This is a genomic window from Paractinoplanes globisporus DSM 43857 (genome assembly GCF_000379645.1).
In the GTDB taxonomy this organism is placed as follows: Bacteria; Actinomycetota; Actinomycetes; order Mycobacteriales; family Micromonosporaceae; genus Actinoplanes; species Actinoplanes globisporus.
The window spans coordinates 128,239-144,873 of record NZ_KB903301.1; the positions used below are offsets into that span (position 1 = coordinate 128,239).

The 16,635-nt window shown below is 72.5% G+C and carries 15 protein-coding genes; 6 read left to right on the forward strand and 9 right to left on the reverse strand.

Features of this window, described 5'->3' with window-relative positions:
• Positions 1-32: 32 nt before the first annotated feature.
• A complete protein-coding gene (locus tag A3CQ_RS0115925) occupies positions 33-962 on the reverse strand; it encodes a LysR family transcriptional regulator (RefSeq protein WP_040432463.1) in 930 nt (309 codons plus the stop codon).
• A 115-nt stretch (positions 963-1,077) separates the two neighbouring features.
• On the opposite strand from A3CQ_RS0115925, the gene A3CQ_RS0115930 reads away from it, so the two are divergent.
• A complete protein-coding gene (locus A3CQ_RS0115930; RefSeq protein ID WP_026205746.1) occupies positions 1,078-2,316 on the forward strand; it encodes an MFS transporter in 1,239 nt (412 codons plus the stop codon).
• Here the strand turns inward: A3CQ_RS0115930 and A3CQ_RS0115935 are convergent.
• From A3CQ_RS0115935 to A3CQ_RS0115945, 3 genes are read right to left on the reverse strand one after another with little or no spacing between them, the layout of a single operon-like run.
• Positions 2,231-3,187 carry an NAD(P)-dependent alcohol dehydrogenase gene (locus A3CQ_RS0115935; RefSeq protein ID WP_020511938.1) on the reverse strand — a complete coding sequence of 319 codons (957 nt, stop codon included), beginning with the start codon at positions 3,185-3,187 and terminating at the stop codon, positions 2,231-2,233. The genes A3CQ_RS0115930 and A3CQ_RS0115935 overlap by 86 nt on opposite strands.
• Positions 3,184-3,615, reverse strand: coding sequence for a VOC family protein (locus tag A3CQ_RS0115940; protein WP_020511939.1), 432 nt, complete (start codon positions 3,613-3,615; stop codon positions 3,184-3,186). The genes A3CQ_RS0115935 and A3CQ_RS0115940 overlap by 4 nt, the downstream gene beginning before the upstream one ends.
• A gap of 48 nt (positions 3,616-3,663) precedes the next feature.
• Positions 3,664-4,497 (reverse strand): MBL fold metallo-hydrolase, encoded by an 834-nt coding sequence (locus A3CQ_RS0115945; protein WP_020511940.1) that lies wholly within the window; start codon positions 4,495-4,497, stop codon positions 3,664-3,666.
• A gap of 190 nt (positions 4,498-4,687) precedes the next feature.
• Between A3CQ_RS0115945 and A3CQ_RS0115950 the strand changes: the two genes are divergently transcribed.
• A complete protein-coding gene (locus A3CQ_RS0115950; RefSeq protein ID WP_020511941.1) occupies positions 4,688-7,435 on the forward strand; it encodes an ATP-binding protein in 2,748 nt (915 codons plus the stop codon).
• 3 nt (positions 7,436-7,438) lie between these two features.
• Here the strand turns inward: A3CQ_RS0115950 and A3CQ_RS0115955 are convergent, their stop codons facing one another.
• Positions 7,439-8,650, reverse strand: coding sequence for a hypothetical protein (locus A3CQ_RS0115955; RefSeq protein WP_020511942.1), 1,212 nt, complete (start codon positions 8,648-8,650; stop codon positions 7,439-7,441).
• Positions 8,647-9,195, reverse strand: a complete 549-nt coding sequence (locus tag A3CQ_RS0115960) for a TetR/AcrR family transcriptional regulator (protein WP_020511943.1) — start codon at positions 9,193-9,195, stop codon at positions 8,647-8,649. Before A3CQ_RS0115960 ends, A3CQ_RS0115955 begins: the two co-directional genes overlap by 4 nt.
• 107 nt (positions 9,196-9,302) lie before the next feature.
• Between A3CQ_RS0115960 and A3CQ_RS0115965 the strand changes: the two genes are divergently transcribed.
• Positions 9,303-10,313 carry an aldo/keto reductase gene (locus A3CQ_RS0115965; protein WP_020511944.1) on the forward strand — a complete coding sequence of 337 codons (1,011 nt, stop codon included), beginning with the start codon at positions 9,303-9,305 and terminating at the stop codon, positions 10,311-10,313.
• 117 nt (positions 10,314-10,430) lie between these two features.
• Complete coding sequence (locus A3CQ_RS0115970; protein WP_026205748.1) at positions 10,431-11,252, forward strand: hypothetical protein; 822 nt, start codon at positions 10,431-10,433, stop codon at positions 11,250-11,252.
• A gap of 191 nt (positions 11,253-11,443) precedes the next feature.
• On the opposite strand, the gene A3CQ_RS0115980 is transcribed toward A3CQ_RS0115970, so the two are convergent.
• The gene (locus A3CQ_RS0115980) at positions 11,444-12,271 is read right to left on the reverse strand and encodes an AbfB domain-containing protein (protein ID WP_020511945.1); all 828 of its coding nucleotides are present in this window, start codon (positions 12,269-12,271) and stop codon (positions 11,444-11,446) included.
• Positions 12,272-12,481: 210 nt separating this feature from the next.
• On the opposite strand from A3CQ_RS0115980, the gene A3CQ_RS57450 reads away from it, so the two are divergent.
• A complete protein-coding gene (locus tag A3CQ_RS57450; protein ID WP_020511946.1) occupies positions 12,482-13,540 on the forward strand; it encodes a hypothetical protein in 1,059 nt (352 codons plus the stop codon).
• On the opposite strand, the gene erm is transcribed toward A3CQ_RS57450, so the two are convergent.
• Entirely contained in the window at positions 13,509-14,285 is a 777-nt protein-coding gene (erm, locus tag A3CQ_RS0115990; protein WP_026205749.1) for an ErmE/ErmH/ErmO/ErmR family 23S rRNA (adenine(2058)-N(6))-methyltransferase, read from the reverse strand. The genes A3CQ_RS57450 and erm overlap by 32 nt on opposite strands.
• 322 nt (positions 14,286-14,607) lie before the next feature.
• Between erm and A3CQ_RS0116000 the strand changes: the two genes are divergently transcribed.
• Positions 14,608-15,528, forward strand: coding sequence for a DUF5995 family protein (locus tag A3CQ_RS0116000; RefSeq protein ID WP_020511949.1), 921 nt, complete (start codon positions 14,608-14,610; stop codon positions 15,526-15,528).
• Position 15,529: 1 nt separating this feature from the next.
• Here A3CQ_RS0116000 and A3CQ_RS0116005 read toward each other — a convergent pair whose 3' ends face one another.
• Positions 15,530-16,627 carry a M20/M25/M40 family metallo-hydrolase gene (locus A3CQ_RS0116005; protein ID WP_020511950.1) on the reverse strand — a complete coding sequence of 366 codons (1,098 nt, stop codon included), beginning with the start codon at positions 16,625-16,627 and terminating at the stop codon, positions 15,530-15,532.
• Positions 16,628-16,635: the final 8 nt, after the last annotated feature.

A 16,635-nucleotide genomic window follows, 5' to 3' on the forward strand; every position in this document is an offset into this window, starting at 1 on the left:
TTAAAGGTCCTGCTCGGTTCCCTAAGAGTTGCCTAAGAGGCCCACGCCGGAAGCCATATTTCCGCTTCGCGAACTTCCCTCCGTACGTCGAGAAAGTCCCGAAGTTTTTGCAGGGCAGGATGCGGGTTGTCGGCGCGCCAAATGATCGACATCGGGTAGATCGGGGACGGATCGCGGATCGGGACGCGCCGCAGGTCGTAGCGGTCCGGCCACATGTACCAGGAGCGCGCACCGACCAGAGTGGACAGCGTCGCGGAGTCGGCGATCTCGGCCAGCAGGGCCTCGTTGCCGAAGACCGGCCCGATCACGTCGATCGTCAGCCCGAACGCGGCGGCCAGCTGGTCGTAGTAGTCGCCCCACTCGGTCCCGGAGGGCAGGCCCGGCATCCAGATGCGATGCCCGGCCAGCTGGGCCGGCGTGACGGCACGGGCGTCGGCGAACGGGTGGCGCGGCCCCACGAGCAGCTCGTGCGGTTCGTCGATCACGGCGGCCGTCCGGATCACGTCCGGCAGTTCCTGAGCGGCGACCGGGACGGCGTGGAAGGTGGCGTCGATCGTGCCCGCCTCGATCGCGGCGACGGCGCCGTGGAAGTCGGCCGCGAGCGTGATGACGTCCAGCTCCACCCCGGGATGGACGCGGTAGAAGTCCTGCAGCAGCACGGCCGGCGCGATCCGGCGGTTGACGACGTCGACACGCAGTGCACGGCGCCCGGGGCGGACCGACGCGTCGGCCCGCTCGGCGACCCGCAGCAGCTCCCGGGCGTGCGGGAGGAACGCCTGGCCGTCGATGGTGAGCTGGGCGCCCCGCGGCGTGCGGGTGAACAGCCGGACGGCCAGCTCCTTCTCCAGCGCGGCGACCCGCTTGGAGACCGCCTGCTGGGTGATCGAGAGCCGGGCGGCGGCCTCCTGGAACTGGCCGGCGTCGGCGGCGGCGACGAACGTGCGCACGGCGTCGAGATCCACCCGCGGCACCCTACCGGCACAACGCACGGTTGTGGCGCGCCGCCGCGTCCGTTGTTTGATCCCCGATCGGCCGTCCTGCTTTGATCTCGGCGGTCCTTCTACGGCGGGGGGTTCGGTGGGACGGCAGTTCCGGTGGTTGTGGGCGTCGTACGCGGTCAGCGCGTACGGCTCGGGGCTGGGTTTCGGCGCCTTTCCGCTGATCGCGGTCCTGGTGCTGCAGGCCGGTCCCGGTCAGGTGTCCGCGCTGTCGGCGGTCGGCCCGGCCGTGGGCGCGCTGATCGCGGTGCCGCTCGGCCCCTGGGTCGAGTTCCGTCGCAAACGATCGGTCATGATCGGCACTGATCTGGCGCGCTTCGCCGTGATGATGACGATCCCCATCGCGTACGCCCTCGGGTTGTTGACGTTCACGCAGCTGATGGTCGCCTCGGTGGCCCTGGCCGCCGCCAAGATCGCGTTCAACGCGGCCAGCGGCGCCTTTCTGAAGACCCTGGTGCGACCGGATGAGCTCCTGGTCGCGAACGCCCGTTTCGAGTCGACGCAGTGGAGTTCGATCGCGATCGGCCCGCCGCTGGGTGGCGCGGCGATCGGCGTGCTCGGCCCGGTCACGACGGTGATCGCCGACGCGTTCAGCTATCTGCTCTCGGCCCTCGGCATCACCGCCATCCACGGGCATCACGAGCCGCCTCCACGCCGCGAACGGCGCACCATGCGGGCGGCCGATTTGCTCGACGGCTGGCGGCACATCTTCGGTCATCCCGGCCTGCGCGCGCTCTACGCCAACCAGCTGGTCGTCGGCGGCCTGATCATGGCGACCGAGCCGGTGCTGGCCGTGCTGCTGCTGCGCGACCTCGGGTTCCCGCCGTGGCAGTACGGGCTCGCGTTCGCCCTGCCGTGCCTCGGCGGCCTGATCGGCTCCCGCTTGGCCCGCCGGGTCGTGGCCCGCCACGGCCGGGACCGGATCATCCGGGTCGTCGGCGCGCTGCGCGTGGTCTGGCTGATCGGCCTGGTCTTCGTCCGCCCCGGCCTGATCGGCCTGCTCACCGTCATCGCCGTCGAGCTGGCCATCATCGTCTTCATGAGCCTGTACACCCCGGTGCTGGCCACCTACCGGCTCGAGCAGACTCCGCAGGACCGCGCGGCGCGCACGCTCACGGCCTGGTCGATCGGCAGCAGCGCCTCGATCGCGATCTGCACCGCCCTCGGCGGCCTGCTCGCCGAGGTCACCAGCCCGCGTACGGTGCTGGCCGCCGCCGGGCTGCTGATCCTGCTCAGCCCGCTACTGCTACGACGACCTTTCCGAGAGCCCGCCCCTCGCCCACGTGAGCCAGTGCCTGAGGCACCTCGTCCAGCGTGAACGTGCGATCGATGTGGATCGCGAGATCGCCGGTCGCGCAGAGCTCGGCCACCGGCTCGAAGTGCGCCGGACCCGGCCGGACCGCCAGCACGCCGATCCGCCGCCCGGACAGGCGCGCCGCCACCACGCCGACCGTCAGCACCCGCAGCAGGGCGGGCACGGTCCCGCCCGCGCACCGATACCGGCCGCCGGGAGCCAGCGCTCTTTTGTAGGCGAACACCGATCGCTGCGCGACCAGATCGAGGATGAGGTCGTACGGCTCGCCCTGGGTGAAATCCTCGCGCCGGTAGTCGATCACGTGATCGGCGCCCACCTCGCGCATGAAGTCCAGCTTGCCGGCGTTGTCCACGCCGGTGACGTGCGCCCCGAGCCGTTTGGCCAGCTGAATCCCGAACGCGCCGGACCCGCCGCCGGCGCCGTTGATCAGCACCCGCTTCCCCGGGCCGGCCCCGCTGATGCCCTGCGCCGCGATCACCCCCGACTGCGGAATGGTCGAGGCCTCGGCGAAGCTGAGCTCCGCGGGCTTGCGGGCGAGGACGTGCTCGGGCGCCACCGCGTACTCGGCGAAACCGCCCTTGAGCTGGAGGTTGTCGCCGTAGACATCGTCACCGGGCGCGAACCGGGTGACTCCCTCGCCCACCGCCTCGACCGTCCCGGCGATGTCCGACCCGAGGGTCCGCCGGGCCGGCTTGCGTACCCCGCCGATGCGCGAGTACGCCGGGCGGCCGACCAGCGTCTCCCAGTCGCTGAGGTTCAGCGAGGTGGCGGCCACCTTCACCAGCACCTGGCCCGGTTTCGGCGTGGGCCGTGGCACGTCTTCCACCCGCAGGACGTCCGGAGATCCGTAGCTGTCGTACACGACCGCTTTCACTTGTCCTCCTTCCGGGCCAGCTCCTGGAACAGGGTGATCTGCAGGCCGGCCGGGGCCTCCAGCCGGGAGTTCAGCGACTCCCAGGGCGTGCGGGTCGGCGGGGCGACCTCCTCGGCGCCGGCCGCGACCGCCTCGGCGGTGCGCGCGATGGCGTCATCGACCTCGAACGCCACCCGGATCCGCGGCGCCACAGGCCGGCCGACCTCCACCTCGTCGATCATCCGCTTCTGCTCCGGGTTGGCGATCTCCAGCGTCGCCCGGCCGGCGTCGAGGATGACCACCCGGGCGCCGCCGTCCCCCTCGTACGCCTCCTGTTCGGGCAGGCCCAGCACGTCGCGGTAGAACGCCACCGCCGCGGCGAAGTCCTCCGCCTCGACGACCAGCCTGAGCTGACGGACCCGCCGCCCCGGATTCACGTTGTCGGTCACGGGCCGACTCTAGGCGTCTTCCGGCGCCGCACAACGCGCCGCCGGTGGTCAGGCGAACTGGCTCGTCGCCGAGGCGAACAAGGTGTAGCGGTTGCCGTGGTCCGGATACCGGGCGAGCATCCGATCGATCAGCTCCCGCGCCGTGCCCGAAACCGCCAGTTCCCGCTCGAAGTCCTCGATGTACCGCCGGGACTGGTCGATGACGCGGGCGGCGTCGTCGTCCGGCGCGTCCGGATCCCGATGTCCGGTCACGACGGTGACGGGCTTCATGGTGGCGACCGCGTCCAGCGAGGCCAGCCACGCCTTGCGCGACTCCGGGGTCGAGTTCCGCAGCCACATGTGGATGTTGTTGTAGACGATGTCGCCCGCGCACACCAGACGCAGGTCCGGCACGTACGCGATGGTGGCGAGCACGCCGTCGGCGCCCCCGATGGTCCGCAGGTACACCGGGTTGCCCTCGAGGTCGAGGTTCGCCGCCCCGGACCAGGAGGGCACCGGTGGCGTCGCCGCGAGCCGGCCGGGGAACAACGCGTTCCACCGGGCCATGACCTCGGCTCCGGTCTGCCGGACAGCCTCGTCGACCACCTGCTGGTCACAGGCGATCAAACGACTTCCCGCGTACGCGCCGAGCACCGGCCCCGCCCCGAAGAAGTGATCGAAATGGCCGTGCGTCAGGAAGACGGCCCGCAGGTCCCGTCCGGACTCCCGCACCCAGGCCGCCAGCCGCTCCCCCTCGTCGACGGTCAGCAGCGCGTCCACCAGGATCGCCTCGCGCTCCCCGCGGATCAGCGTCGCCGTACCGGCCGGCCAGGTCGCCTCGCCCCACCCGGGAACGCTCGGTATCGGTCGATAGCCGCTGTTGAAGACCTGGAATGACAACATGCCGACTCCTCCGTCGCTAGATGCCGGCCAGCAGCGCGATGACCTCGGGCGGTCCGCTCCTGGCCGAGGCCACGCGATCCGCCGGTGACGATGGCCACCCGCCGTCCGGTCGTCATGCCAGGTACTGTCCGGCCCGTCCGCGCCGGTTCACACCAGGGGTTCCCCCTGGTCCTGTCCTGGTCATATGTTGATGGACGTGACCGCGCCGCGCGTGCCCGCCTTCAGAGGACGCACCCCGGAGCGCAGCGCCCTGGATGCGGCCCTGGACGCCGTGCGCGCCGGCCACGGCGGTGTGCTGGTGATCCACGGCGAGGCCGGGATCGGCAAGACCGCCCTGCTGCACTACGCGGCCCGGCAGTCGGCCGGCTGCCGGGTGATCCAGATCGCCGGTGTCGAGGCCGAGCTGGCCATGCCGTTCGCCGCCCTGCACCAGCTGTGCGCGCCGCTGCTGACCCACCTGGCCGCCCTGCCCGAGCCGCAGGCCCAGGCCGTGCGCGTCGCGTTCGGCCTCACCCGCGGGAGCCCGCCGGACCGGTTCGTGGTCGGCCTGGCCGTGCTCGGCCTGCTGGCCGAGGCCGCCGCGGACCGGCCGCTGGTCTGCCTGGTCGACGACGCGCAATGGCTGGACGACGCGTCGTTGCAGGTGCTCGGGTTCGTCGCCCGCCGGCTGCTGGCCGACGCCGTGCTGCTGCTGGTCGCCGCCCGGGATGCCGACGAGCAGCCGGCCTTCCGGAGCCTGCCCGCGCTCACCCTCTACGGCCTCATCGACGAGGACGCTCGCGCGCTGCTGAGCGCGACGATCCCCGGCCAGCTCGACCCGCGGGTCCGCGACCGGATCGTGGCCGAGACCCGGGGAAACCCGCTCGGCCTGCTGGAACTGCCCAAGGGCATGAGCCCCGCCGAGCTCGCGGGCGGTTTCGCCGTGCCCGCGACCGGGCGGATCTCCGACCGCCTGCACCTGCTCTACCTGGGCCGGGTCCGCGCCCTGCCGGCCCCGACCCGGCACCTGATGCTGCTGGCGGCGGCCGATCCCACCGGCGACGCAGCGCTGGTCTGGCGGGCCGCGGCGGCACTGGGCATCGGGCACGAGGCCGCCGAGGTGGCCGACGCGGAACACCTGCTGGAGATCGGCGCCCGGGTGCGCTTCCGTCATCCGCTTGTCCGGTCGGCCGCGTACACCGCCGCGTCGCCGGCCGACCGGCGGGCCATGCACCGGGCCCTGGCCCGGGCGACGAGCGCCGAGGACGCCGAGCGGCGGGTGTGGCACCTCGCCGCCGCCACCGACGAGCCCGACGAGGCCCTCGCGACCGAGCTCGAGCGCACCGCGGAGACGGCGCAGGCCCGCGCTGGACTGGCCGCCGCGGCCGCGTTGCTGCAACGGTCGCTGGCGCTGACCGCCGACCCGGCGCGGCGGGCGGACCGGGCGTGGGCCACGGCCCAGGCGCACCTGCACGCGGGCGCCTTCGACGCGGCGCGGGGTTTCGCGGCCGAGGCCGCGGCCGTGGCGACCGGCGATCTCCAGCGGGCACGGGCCGAGCAGCTCGCCGGGCAGATCGAGGCGGCGGCGAACCCGGGGCGCCACGCGCCGGTTCTGCTGCTGCGGGCCGCATCCCGGCTGGAGTCGATCGACGTACGGCTGGCCCGGGAGACGTACCTGCACGCGTGGTGGGCGGCGGTGCTCGCCGGCGGGTTCGCCGCGCCCGGCGGCGATCTCGGCACGGTCTGCCGGGCGGCGCTGGCGGCGCCGTGGCCGGCCCGGCCGCGCCCGGTCGACCTGCTCCTCGACGGCCTGGCCACGACGATCGTCAAGGGGCGCGCGGCGGCCGTGCCGAACCTGCGGCGGGCCGTGACGCTGTTCCGCGACGGCCAGGTCTCCGCCGACGACTGGCTGCGGTGGGGGCGCACCGCGACCACGGCCGCCTTCGCGCTCTGGGACGTCGACGCCTGGGCCGAGCTCAGCACCCGCCAGGTGCGGCTGGCCCGGGCGTCCGGGGCCCTCACCTCGCTGGTTCTTTCGCTCAACTACCACGGCTTCATGACCACCCACTGCGGCGATCTGGAGGCCGCCGCGGCGGTGGTCGCCGAGCACGACGCGGTCAAGGAGGCGACCGGGGTCCACATGGCGGCCTACGGCGCCCGCCTGCTCGCCGCCTACCAGGGCCGCCCGGTGGAGGCGACGCCGCAGACGGCCGCGGTCGAGAACGAGCTGATCGAGCGCGGCGACGGCTATGCCCTGCAGATCACGAGCCTCGCGGCCGCGATCCTGGACAACGGCCTGGGCCGTTACCGCAGCGCCCTCGACGCGGCCCGCGACGTGGCCTCCGACGAGCTCTCGTTCCTCACCCCGTTCGCCCTGGCCGAGCTGGTCGAGGCGGCCGCCCGCACCGGCGATCCCGCGGCGGCGGAAAAGGCGCTGGAGCAGCTGTCGGCGTACACCGTGGAAAGCTCCGACTGGGCGCTGGGTCTCACGGCCCGCTGCCGGGCGCTGATCAGCGACGGCGCCGACGCCGAACGTTTCTATCGGGAAGCGGTGGAACGGCTCGGGCGCACCAGGTTACGGCCCGATCTGGCCCGGGCCCATCTGCTGTACGGGGAGTGGCTGCGCCGCGAGGGCCGGCGCGCCGAGGCCCGCAAACAACTCCAGATCGCGTACGAGATGATCACGGCGATCGGCCTCGACGCGTTCTCCGTCCGCGCCCGCCGCGAGCTGCGCGCCACCGGCGAGAAGGTCCGCAAGCGCGCCCCCGGGGTGACCGACGAGCTCACCGCGCAGGAGGAGCACATCGCGCGGATGGCCCGCGACGGCCGCACGAACGCGGAGATCGGCGCGGAGCTGTTCGTCAGCGCCCGGACCGTGGAGTGGCACCTGCGCAAGGTCTTCGCCAAGCTGGGGGTCGCCTCGCGCCGCGAGCTCCGCGAGGCGCTGCACAGCCCCTGAGGATCAGTCCGCGACGGGGGCCGGCCGCATCGCCGTCAGCATCTCGGCCAGGATCGGGGGCGGCTCGCCCCCGTCCGGCTTTCCGGCTGCGGCGTGCGCCCGCCGCACCGATTCGACCAGCCGGTCGGCCTGGGCATGGTCGCCGAGCGCCGATTCCGCGATCGCCCGGATCAGCAGCGCCCGCGTCTGCTCCTGCCCGGTCCCCGGGGACACGCCGGTCAGCGCGCGCCGCGCCTCGGCCGGGCGGCCCTCGAGCAGGTCGACCAGGGCCGCCACGACGAGGTGGGACAGGCTCTCCGACTTGCGCCGGGCCAGCGCGTCACGCACCGCCGCGACCTGGGCCACGATCGGCGGCGAGGCGGGCTCCCCGGCGACCACAACCCGGTGGAGCTGCCACAGGCCGGCGATCACGCCCAGGTTGGGCGCGAGCGCGTCGGTCATCTCCCCGGGTGTGGAAGGCGCCACCGCGTACGTGTGCAATCGAAGGTAGTCCGAGGCCGTCGCCGGGCCGATGGCGACGTTGCCGATGGTGACCTTCACGCCCGGGCGGTCCAGGCCGAGCTTGCGCAGCAGGCGCAGGTGGACGGCGAGCGCCACGGCCCGCCCGTCCACCGTCGTCTCGATGAACGCGTCGAGCGCGGCGGGGTCGATCGTCCCGTCGACGACCTTTCGCAGCGCCGCCGTGTCGGTGACCACGATGGTGGACTGCCGGCTCGGGTGCAGAAGCCACCGCAGGACCTGGGCGCCGTCGCTGCGCATCCCGGCCGGGGTGGTGTGCGGCCACAGGTTTCCCACGCCGAGCAGGAACGCCGTCAACGCAGCGGCCAGCAGACAGTCCAGAGCCGTCGGCGAATCCGTCGACCGGGCCGCCGCGAAGAGCCCCACCGCGAGCGCGAAATCGACCGCCGGCCCGGCCAGATGCCACAGCACGAACCGCGCCGGCAGCCACTTCAGCGCGGCGTCCGGCTTGACCCGCACGAACGACTGTCCCGTATAGCGGATCCGGACGCCGACCACCTTCAGCCGCAGCGCGAGCGCGGCCAGCAGGTGACCGGTCTCGTGCAGCACGATCGCCACGAACACGGTCGCCAGCACCGTCGCGAACGGCAGCAGCCAGCCCGCATAGCCGCTGTCGAGGTCGTCGAGCACAAACTTGAGCACGGCGGTGAAGAACAGGGCGACTACGACCCAGGAGCCAAGGCGGCGCGGCGTCACCGCACGAGGATACGGCGGGCCGCGGCCAGCAGATGGTCCCGGTAGTCCTCGTCGTCGAGCCGGATCACGGCCGGGTCGGCGCCCGCCATCATGAGGCCCCCGCTCAGCACCGCCATCCGCACCCGGCTGCCCGGGTCGGGCGCCGTGCCGCCGAGCAGCCGCCGGATCCGCTGCAGCGAGCGCAGCGCCGGATGGGCCCGCACCAGCCGCATCACCACCGGGTCGAAGCTGAGCGTCGCCGACACCTTCCGGAACTCGACGACCAGGTCCACGACGCCGTGCAGCACCGTGTCGCGGCGCGCGACGTGCCCGCGCTGCGCCTCGGCGTGGTCGGCGATCGGTCCGAGCCGCGACAGGGCCGGATCGATCACGGCCAGCACGATGTCGTCCTTGCTCTGGAACTGGTGATAGACCGCCGCCTTGGTCACACCCAGCCGATCGGCGATCATCTGCAGCGAGGTGCCGCTCACCCCGTGCTCGGCGAACAGGTCGAGCGCGGCGGCCAGGAGCCGCTCGCGTGCCGTGCCGGGCCGGTTCTCGTGCATCCCGGGATGCTATCGGGTGTTTTGGGTACCTAGCCGCTCGGCTACATCCAAGTGCACGGATATTGGCGGTTGACCTGGAGCGCGCTCCAGGAAATAGCGTCGAATTCATGCAGACGACAGAACTCGGCCGGACCGGCCGGCAGGTCAGCCAGCTCGCGCTCGGCGCGATGCAGATGGGAAACGCCACCGGCGAGAGCGACTCCGTCCGGATCCTCGACCGGTACCTCGAGGTGGGCGGCTCGTTCATCGACACCGCCGACTGCTACGAGTGGTGGGCGCGCGAGGGCAGCCGCGGCGGCGAGAGCGAGGAGCTCCTCGGCCGCTGGATGCGGGACGGCACCAAGCGCGACCAGATCTTTCTGGCCACCAAGGGCAGCGCGCTGCCGCGATACTCCCCCGACCTCTGGGCCGCCGACGGCACCCCGAACTGGGACCTGGCCCGGCGCACGTTCGCGGGGGCGGGCGCCAAGACGCTGCGCGACGCCCTCGACGGCAGCCTGCGCCGGCTCGGCACCGACCACATCGACCTCTACTACATCCACGTCGACGACAAGGCCACGCCGCTGGAGGAGACTCTCGAGGCCCTGGCCGGTTTCGTCGAGGCCGGCAAGGTGCGGTACCTCGGCTGGTCCAATGTGTACACGTGGCGGCTCGAGCGCATCCGCGGCCTCTGCGCGCGCAACGGCTGGCCGCTCCCGGTGGCGATCCAGCAGCAGCACAGCTACCTGCGCCGCAGGGCTGGTCTCGACACCGCGTCCATCGTGGACACCGAGCAGCTGGACTACCTGCGGGACAACGACGATCAGACCCTGGTCGCGTACTCCCCGATCGTGAAGGGCGTCTACGACAGCGCCGCGAAGCGGGCCGACCACTGGATGATGGCCAACTACGCGGGCCCCGACGCCGACGCCCGGATCGCCGCGGTCACGGAGATCGCCGCCGAGGTGGGCGTGACCCCCAACCAGCTGGTCCTGGCCTGGCTCCTGCACCAGACGGCGCCGCGGGTGATCCCGCTGATCGGCCCGCGCACCCCCGAGCAGTTCGAGGACGTCGTGCCCGCCCTCGACGTCAAGCTCACCGAGGACCAGCTCACCCGTCTCGACGAGGCCGGCGCCTGACCTCGAGGATGCCCGGCATCTGATCAACTGTTCGTCACCTGCCGGCCTCTCCCCATTGAAGGACCGCTCGTAGCGTCCGATTCGCTGGATTCCCGAACTTCTTCGGAGGGGAAAGCGATGCTCGAGCACGAGCACATCCACGTGCAGGCGGGGCCCAACCGGCGTGACCTCCTGCGTGCCGCCGCGCTGGCCGGCGCGGGCGCGGCGGCATTCGGGAGCGCGACACCGGCGGTCGGCAAGGCGTTCGAGGTCCTCGACTCGCACGGTGTCGCGTACAGCGTGCTGGCCGGCAACCACGACGTGTCCGGCGACGACACCCGGGGCCGCCACGCCGTACCTGCGGACGATGGGACCGCAGCGGTTCAAGCGTTCGAAGACGTTCGCCGGAGCCGACGCGAGCGGCTACAACACCGCCGACCAGTTCATCAAGGACCACCCGACGCTGCCGGTGATCGTGCCGACCCACGACCTGGTCGGCTCGGCGTCGAGACGGTCGCGCCGTACTTCCTGGCCCAGGACCCGGAGGAGCGGAGCCCGCTCGCCGCTCAGCACCTGCGGCTGACCACGCCGGTCGACCTGTTCTCGATGCCGATCGATTTCGAGAAGCGGTTCGCGAGCTTCATCCCGGTGCCGGAGCGCCCGGCCCGGCCGGCGAGCAGGCTGGTGGTGCCCGGCACGCTCGCGTACTGGCGGTTCGACGGCGGCGGCGTGAGCGGCAGCCCGGTCGGCGTGGGCCAGACCGTCCGCGATCTCTCCGGGCGCGGCAACGACCTCACCGTGGCCGCGGTGGCGGGCAGCGCCGCCGACGCGCTGACCTGGGCGAGCGACCACCACCCCGACCAGCCCGCGCACGCCGGCCTACCGACCCGAAGGAGCCGCCGGCCGGGCTCAACATCTCCAACAACGGCCGTGAGCCGCAGTTCAACTTCTACCCGCTGAGCCAGACCTACCCGACCACCAACTGGGGTCACGGCCTCTTCGAGGAGGTCTGGTGGCACGTCGCCGTCGACAACGTCTTCCACGGCTGGATCGGCGACGTCCGCGTCGTGAACCACCCCCTGCCGATCAGCCAGTTCATGAACGCCAAGTAGCACCGGGTGCGGCGCCCGGCCCGGTCGGCCGGGCGCCGCTCACAGGGGTGACCGGACCACGAACGCGGTCGATCCACCCACGTCGAGGTGGACCACGCCGTCGGTGTGAACCGCGAGCGCCCGGCCCGGATAATTGATCGATTCCAGAATGAAGCCCCGGCCGTCGCCGGTCGGCGTCGTGCAGAAGGTGGCGTCCTGGGCGAACAATTCCGAGCCGCCGCGGCGGCCCCACCGGTTCTGCTGTTCGAGCCGCAGGACGAAGTCGCGGTGCCGCAGGAAATAGCCCGGAAAGTTCACGGATTCCAACGATATACATCCGGAGCGGCCGAGGCCTTTGCGGACGACGAATTGGGAATCCTGGCGTTCCGGAGAACTCGCGCCGGATCCGATGCGGTCGATGCGTCCGACGAAGTCGCGATGGCGCAGCCGATAGTCCGGCCGGCCCGCCGGGGACAGGCCGACGGTGGCGCCGATGACCAGGTCGACCACCGGCGCCGGGCTGACCGGGCGGGTCACCACCGGGGTCGACGCGCGGCGGGCCGGCGACGGCGAGGCGGACGTCGGTGTGGGGCTGAAACTGCTGGTCGGGGCCGGGAGCACGGACACCGGAGCCGACGGCGTGAAGCCGAAGTCCCAGGGCGACGGATAGGTGATCTGCTGGGCCACGGGGTCGGGCCCGTCGTCGCCGGACGGGTAGAGCAGCACCATGATGGCGGCGACCCCGGCGGTCACCGCGACCGCGCAGGCGACGAGAATCCGGCGGGCCCGGGCGGCCTGCGCGACGGCCGGGCCGGGCGGTAAAGCGCGATAGGGAACAACACTCCGGGAGGCGGACGGCCAGCCGTTTCGCTCGTCGTCGTGGGGCATGCAGCATCCGCTCCTGCGGCCGGCGACCTAAGGCGCTTTTAAACTGTCGAAAAGGCATTCTTGCGGCGAACGGCGTGAAGGGCAAGAGTGAGATTTAAGCCCATCTTTGGCCGTCTTCGTGATCAGCTCAGCGGGAAATCGAACCGCCGCCCGGGTGCGCTCCGTATTGCCAGGCGACGCCATCCGTAGCCGCACCGAGGAGACGATCGCATGGACGCCTCCGACAACCCGGACTCCCCCGCCACCCCGACCGCGGAGTGGCCGCGCATCTCCGACTACTGGCCCGACGCGCCGCACCGCATGAGCCCGAAGGCCGACTACTACCCCGGCGAGGATCCTCCGGCGGCCGCCGCTCCCTCCGCGTACGGGATGAAAGAAGCGGAACCGGACCGCTTGATCAGCCCACCGCCCCCGCCGGCCCGCCGGGGCCTGCGGCTGATCCTCGGCGCCCTCGCCATGCTGGTCTTCCTGGGCGGCAGCGTGGTGGTGCTGGGCCGTCTGGTGCTGCGCGACGACGCAACGACGACGGTGAACACCGCCCCGCCGCCGCCTGCGATCAGTTTCGAGCCCCCGCCGAGCCCGCCCGTCTCGATCGTGCCGGCCGAGCCCCCGGCCACCACGCCGACGAGCGCGAAGCCGTCCGCCACCACGACGAGTCCGGCCGCCGTGCTGCCGTTCACCTCGGGAACGTTCGAGCTCGCCTCCGACGTGGCCGTCATCAACGTCTCCGTCGCCGCGCTCGGCGCCGATCCGGTACGCGTCAGCACACCAGCCGGCAGCGGGCTCAAGACCCGCCTGATCCGCGACGGCAGCACCGTGCGGCTGACCGCGCAGGCCGTCGGCACCGACGGCTCCGGCCAGGTCGACGTGCGGCTCAACAGCAAGGTCACCTGGTCGCTGCGGATGACCGGCGGCGCCCGCGAGGAGCACTTCGCGCTGTCCACGGCCCTGGTGCGGCGGATCGACCTGATCGGCGGCGTGGCCCGGATCGACATGGCCCTGCCCACGCCGGACGAGACCCTGCCGATCCGGATGACCGGCGGCGTCAACACCTGGAAGATCACCACGCCGGTACGGGTGCCGGTGCGGGCGTTGCTGGAGGACGGCGGTGGCCATGCCGTCCTCAACGGCGATCGCACCGACGGCATCGACCGGGACACCCGGCTCCGCGCGGACGGCGGCGACGGCGTCGAGTCGGGCGGCCTCGACATCGACGCGGTCGCCGGGCTCGGCACGCTCATCGTGGCGCCAGCAGCCGGAACAGGGTGAGCCACTGCTCCGGCCAGACCTCGCCGACCGGCACGTCCTCGCCCAGCCGTGCCGCCCTCGCCGCGCCGTGCGCCCGCCGGCCGTGGCGCCGCACGAGGGTGGCGTGCAGCGAGCCGCCCTTCCCGGTGAAGCCGTCCTCGACCAGCCGTCGCCAGGCCGGCATGAGTCCTGGTCGCACCAGCGGTACCGGGCGCCGCTCGAGTTGGAGGACGCCGCCGTCCACCCGCGGCGCCGGGCGGAACGAGCCGCGCGGCACCCGGCCGGCCAGCCGCCAGGTGAAGTCCGGCCAGGTCAGCACCGTCAGCCGGCTCCACCGTCCGTAGTCGCCGGTGCGCTTGCGCGCGTACTCGATCTGGGTGAGAAGCGTCGCGCGCCGCAGCGACGGCGCGGCCAGGCACCAGCGGACGACACCCGCGGTCAGGGCGTAGGGGATGTTCCCGGCCACCGCGAAGTCCTCGTTCGGCGGCTCCGCCGCCAGGAAATCCTCCGTCCGCACGCTCAGGCGGGCATGTTTCGGCAGGTGGGCGGCCATGCCGACATCGATTTCGTACGCCACCAGGCGCCCGCAGAGCGGGAGGAGCTCCCGGGTGAGGTGGCCTCGGCCCGCACCCACCTCGTAGACCAGGGCGCGCGGATGCGGCACGGCCGTCTCCGCGAGCCGCCGGGCCGCGGCGGGATCGGCGAGGAAGTTCTGTCCTAGTGTGCGGCGGGCACGGGTGTGCTCTCGCCGTGATGGTGCTGCCATGGGGCCCCGTCTTCGAGACGACGGGCGGGCCCGGCTTGCGGGGCCCGACCGATCCGGAATGGACGCGTCTGGGCCCTGGCGGGGTGTGCTACGCGGCGATCGCCAGGGCTCGGCCCCGGGCGCGCGTGCGGAACGGCTGCTGTGGTCCCCGCGAGGGCGCGAAGACCAGGAAAGTCACCGACATGCGGGCCACCATATCCGTCGTCCGTCCGGGCGTCAGCCGATTTTTCCGTCGCCCGGACGGGCCACTGTGGTGGATCTCGCGCGACGGGTAGCCGACAGGGTTATGGCGGTGAGGCGGCTCGGTCACCAGGCTGTTGGCATGACGACAACATTCGACCGGGAGCGCGTGCGCGGCAGCGCGGAGACGCTCAAGGAGAAGCGTCTCGAGCTGTCCGCGCTCGCCATCCCGCCGGGACGCGGGTGGGATCCGCAGCGGGACGCCATGGCCGCCGTGCTGGCCACCCAGCCGGGCGGCATCACCGAGGTGATCGCGAAACTCGACTCGATCCAGGTGATTCTCGACGAGCTGCCGCCCAGTCCGTCCGCCAACCGGGTGGCCGCCTTCAACGAGCTCTACAACCGCATCACCCGCCGGGTGGACACCGCGATCAGGACCGGGGTCAACCAGCCCGATTTCCTCGAGCTGCTCGACGTCCAGTTCGCCAAGCGCTACTTCGCCGCCCTCGACCTGTGGAACCAGGACGACGAGGCCACCCCCGACGTGTGGGAGGTGCTGTTCAAGCGCGGCCACGACATGAAGATGAGCCGCCTCACGGCCGCGATGCTCGGCGTGAACGCGCACATCAACCACGACCTGTCGCTGGCGCTGATCGGCACCTGGAACGAGCTGGGCGCGCCCACCGACGACACGATCCACCCCGACTACCTGCTGGTGAACCAGATCTTCTACGAGGAGATCCCGCCGCTGCGCCGCGGCTTCTCCACGCGGTGGCAGCTGGAGATCGACGAGTTCGTCGGGCCGCTCGACGATTGGACCCAGCGCATGCTGGTCACGGTGACCCGGGCCCACGCCTGGGACCAGGGCCGCCACCTGTGGGCGCTGCGGAACGACGCCGAGGACTTCGAAGAGGCCCGCCGGGCGATGGACCGCGCCGCGTCGCTGGTCGCGGAGTTCGCCATCGTCGGCGACCGCGTGGTGAACACGGCCGGCTCGGGCGTGACCCGCCTGTGGCACGCGTTCCGCCGGGTCGTCGGCCGCCACCCGAAGGTGAGCGCCTGAGCTATCGCTCGTCGTCGAGCTCGGCGACGGTGTCGGCCAGGACGGTCAGGCCCACCGGCAGGTCGGCCAGCTCGATCCACTCCTGCTCGGTGTGCTCGCCCGCGCCGGTGGTCACCCCGATCGCGATGGCGGGCACCCCGGCCTCGTACGCGGCGTTGGCGTCGGTGCTCGCCGCGACGAGGTTGACGTCTCGGCCGGCCTTCCGCAGCGCGGACTCGGCGGCGCGAACGAGGGGCGCCTCCTGCGGGATCTCGCCGGCCGGCCGGCGACCGAGGTCCGTGATCGTCTCCTTGAGCCCGGCGGAATCGGGACCGTTCCGCCATACCCGGATCGCCTCGGCCAGCGCTGTCTCCCGCCACGCGAGGGTCTGCGGCCGTATCGCCCTCAGGTCGATCTCGAACCAGCACTCCCGGGCCCGGGCGTTGATGGCCTCGCCGCCGCCGATCCGGCCGACGTTGACGGACGTCTGCGGCATGGGCGGCAGCCGCTTGAGCGCCTCGGCCGCCAGCGCGACCGCTCCGTGCACGGCGCTGGGCGCGGCGGCGCGCTCCCATGCGTGGCCGCCAGGCCCGCTTACCGTGATCCGGCTGCGCGCCGAGCCGACCCCGCGGGTCGCGATCCGGTCCAGGTAGTTGCCCTCCACGGCGATGAACGCGCCGATCGGGGCGGCTGGCCGGCGCAGGGCCTCGATCGCCCCGGCCAGGTTGCCGAGGCCTTCCTCGGCGACGGTGGCCACAATCCAGACCGGGCGGCGGGTACGGGGTGGCAGCAGCGCGTGCAGTTCGGCGAGGGCGGCCACGGCGACGGTGTTGTCGCCGACGCCCGGTCCGAGCAGCCTGGTCCCGTCCCGGCGGGTCGTATGGTCCGTATCGGCGTCGAAGACGGTGTCGAGGTGGGCCGCGAGCACGACCGCGGAACCGGCGCCGTCGCGTACCCGCGCCCAGAGATTGCCCACCGCGTCGGCGTGCACCTCGGCCAGGCCGTCGCTTCGCCACCACTCGGCAACTCGGGCGGCCCGGGCTTGCTCGTGCCCGGACGGAGCCGGAATCTCGGCAAGCTCCACGGTGCGGGCGACCACCCGGTCGGCTGACTCCATCATGGACTTAC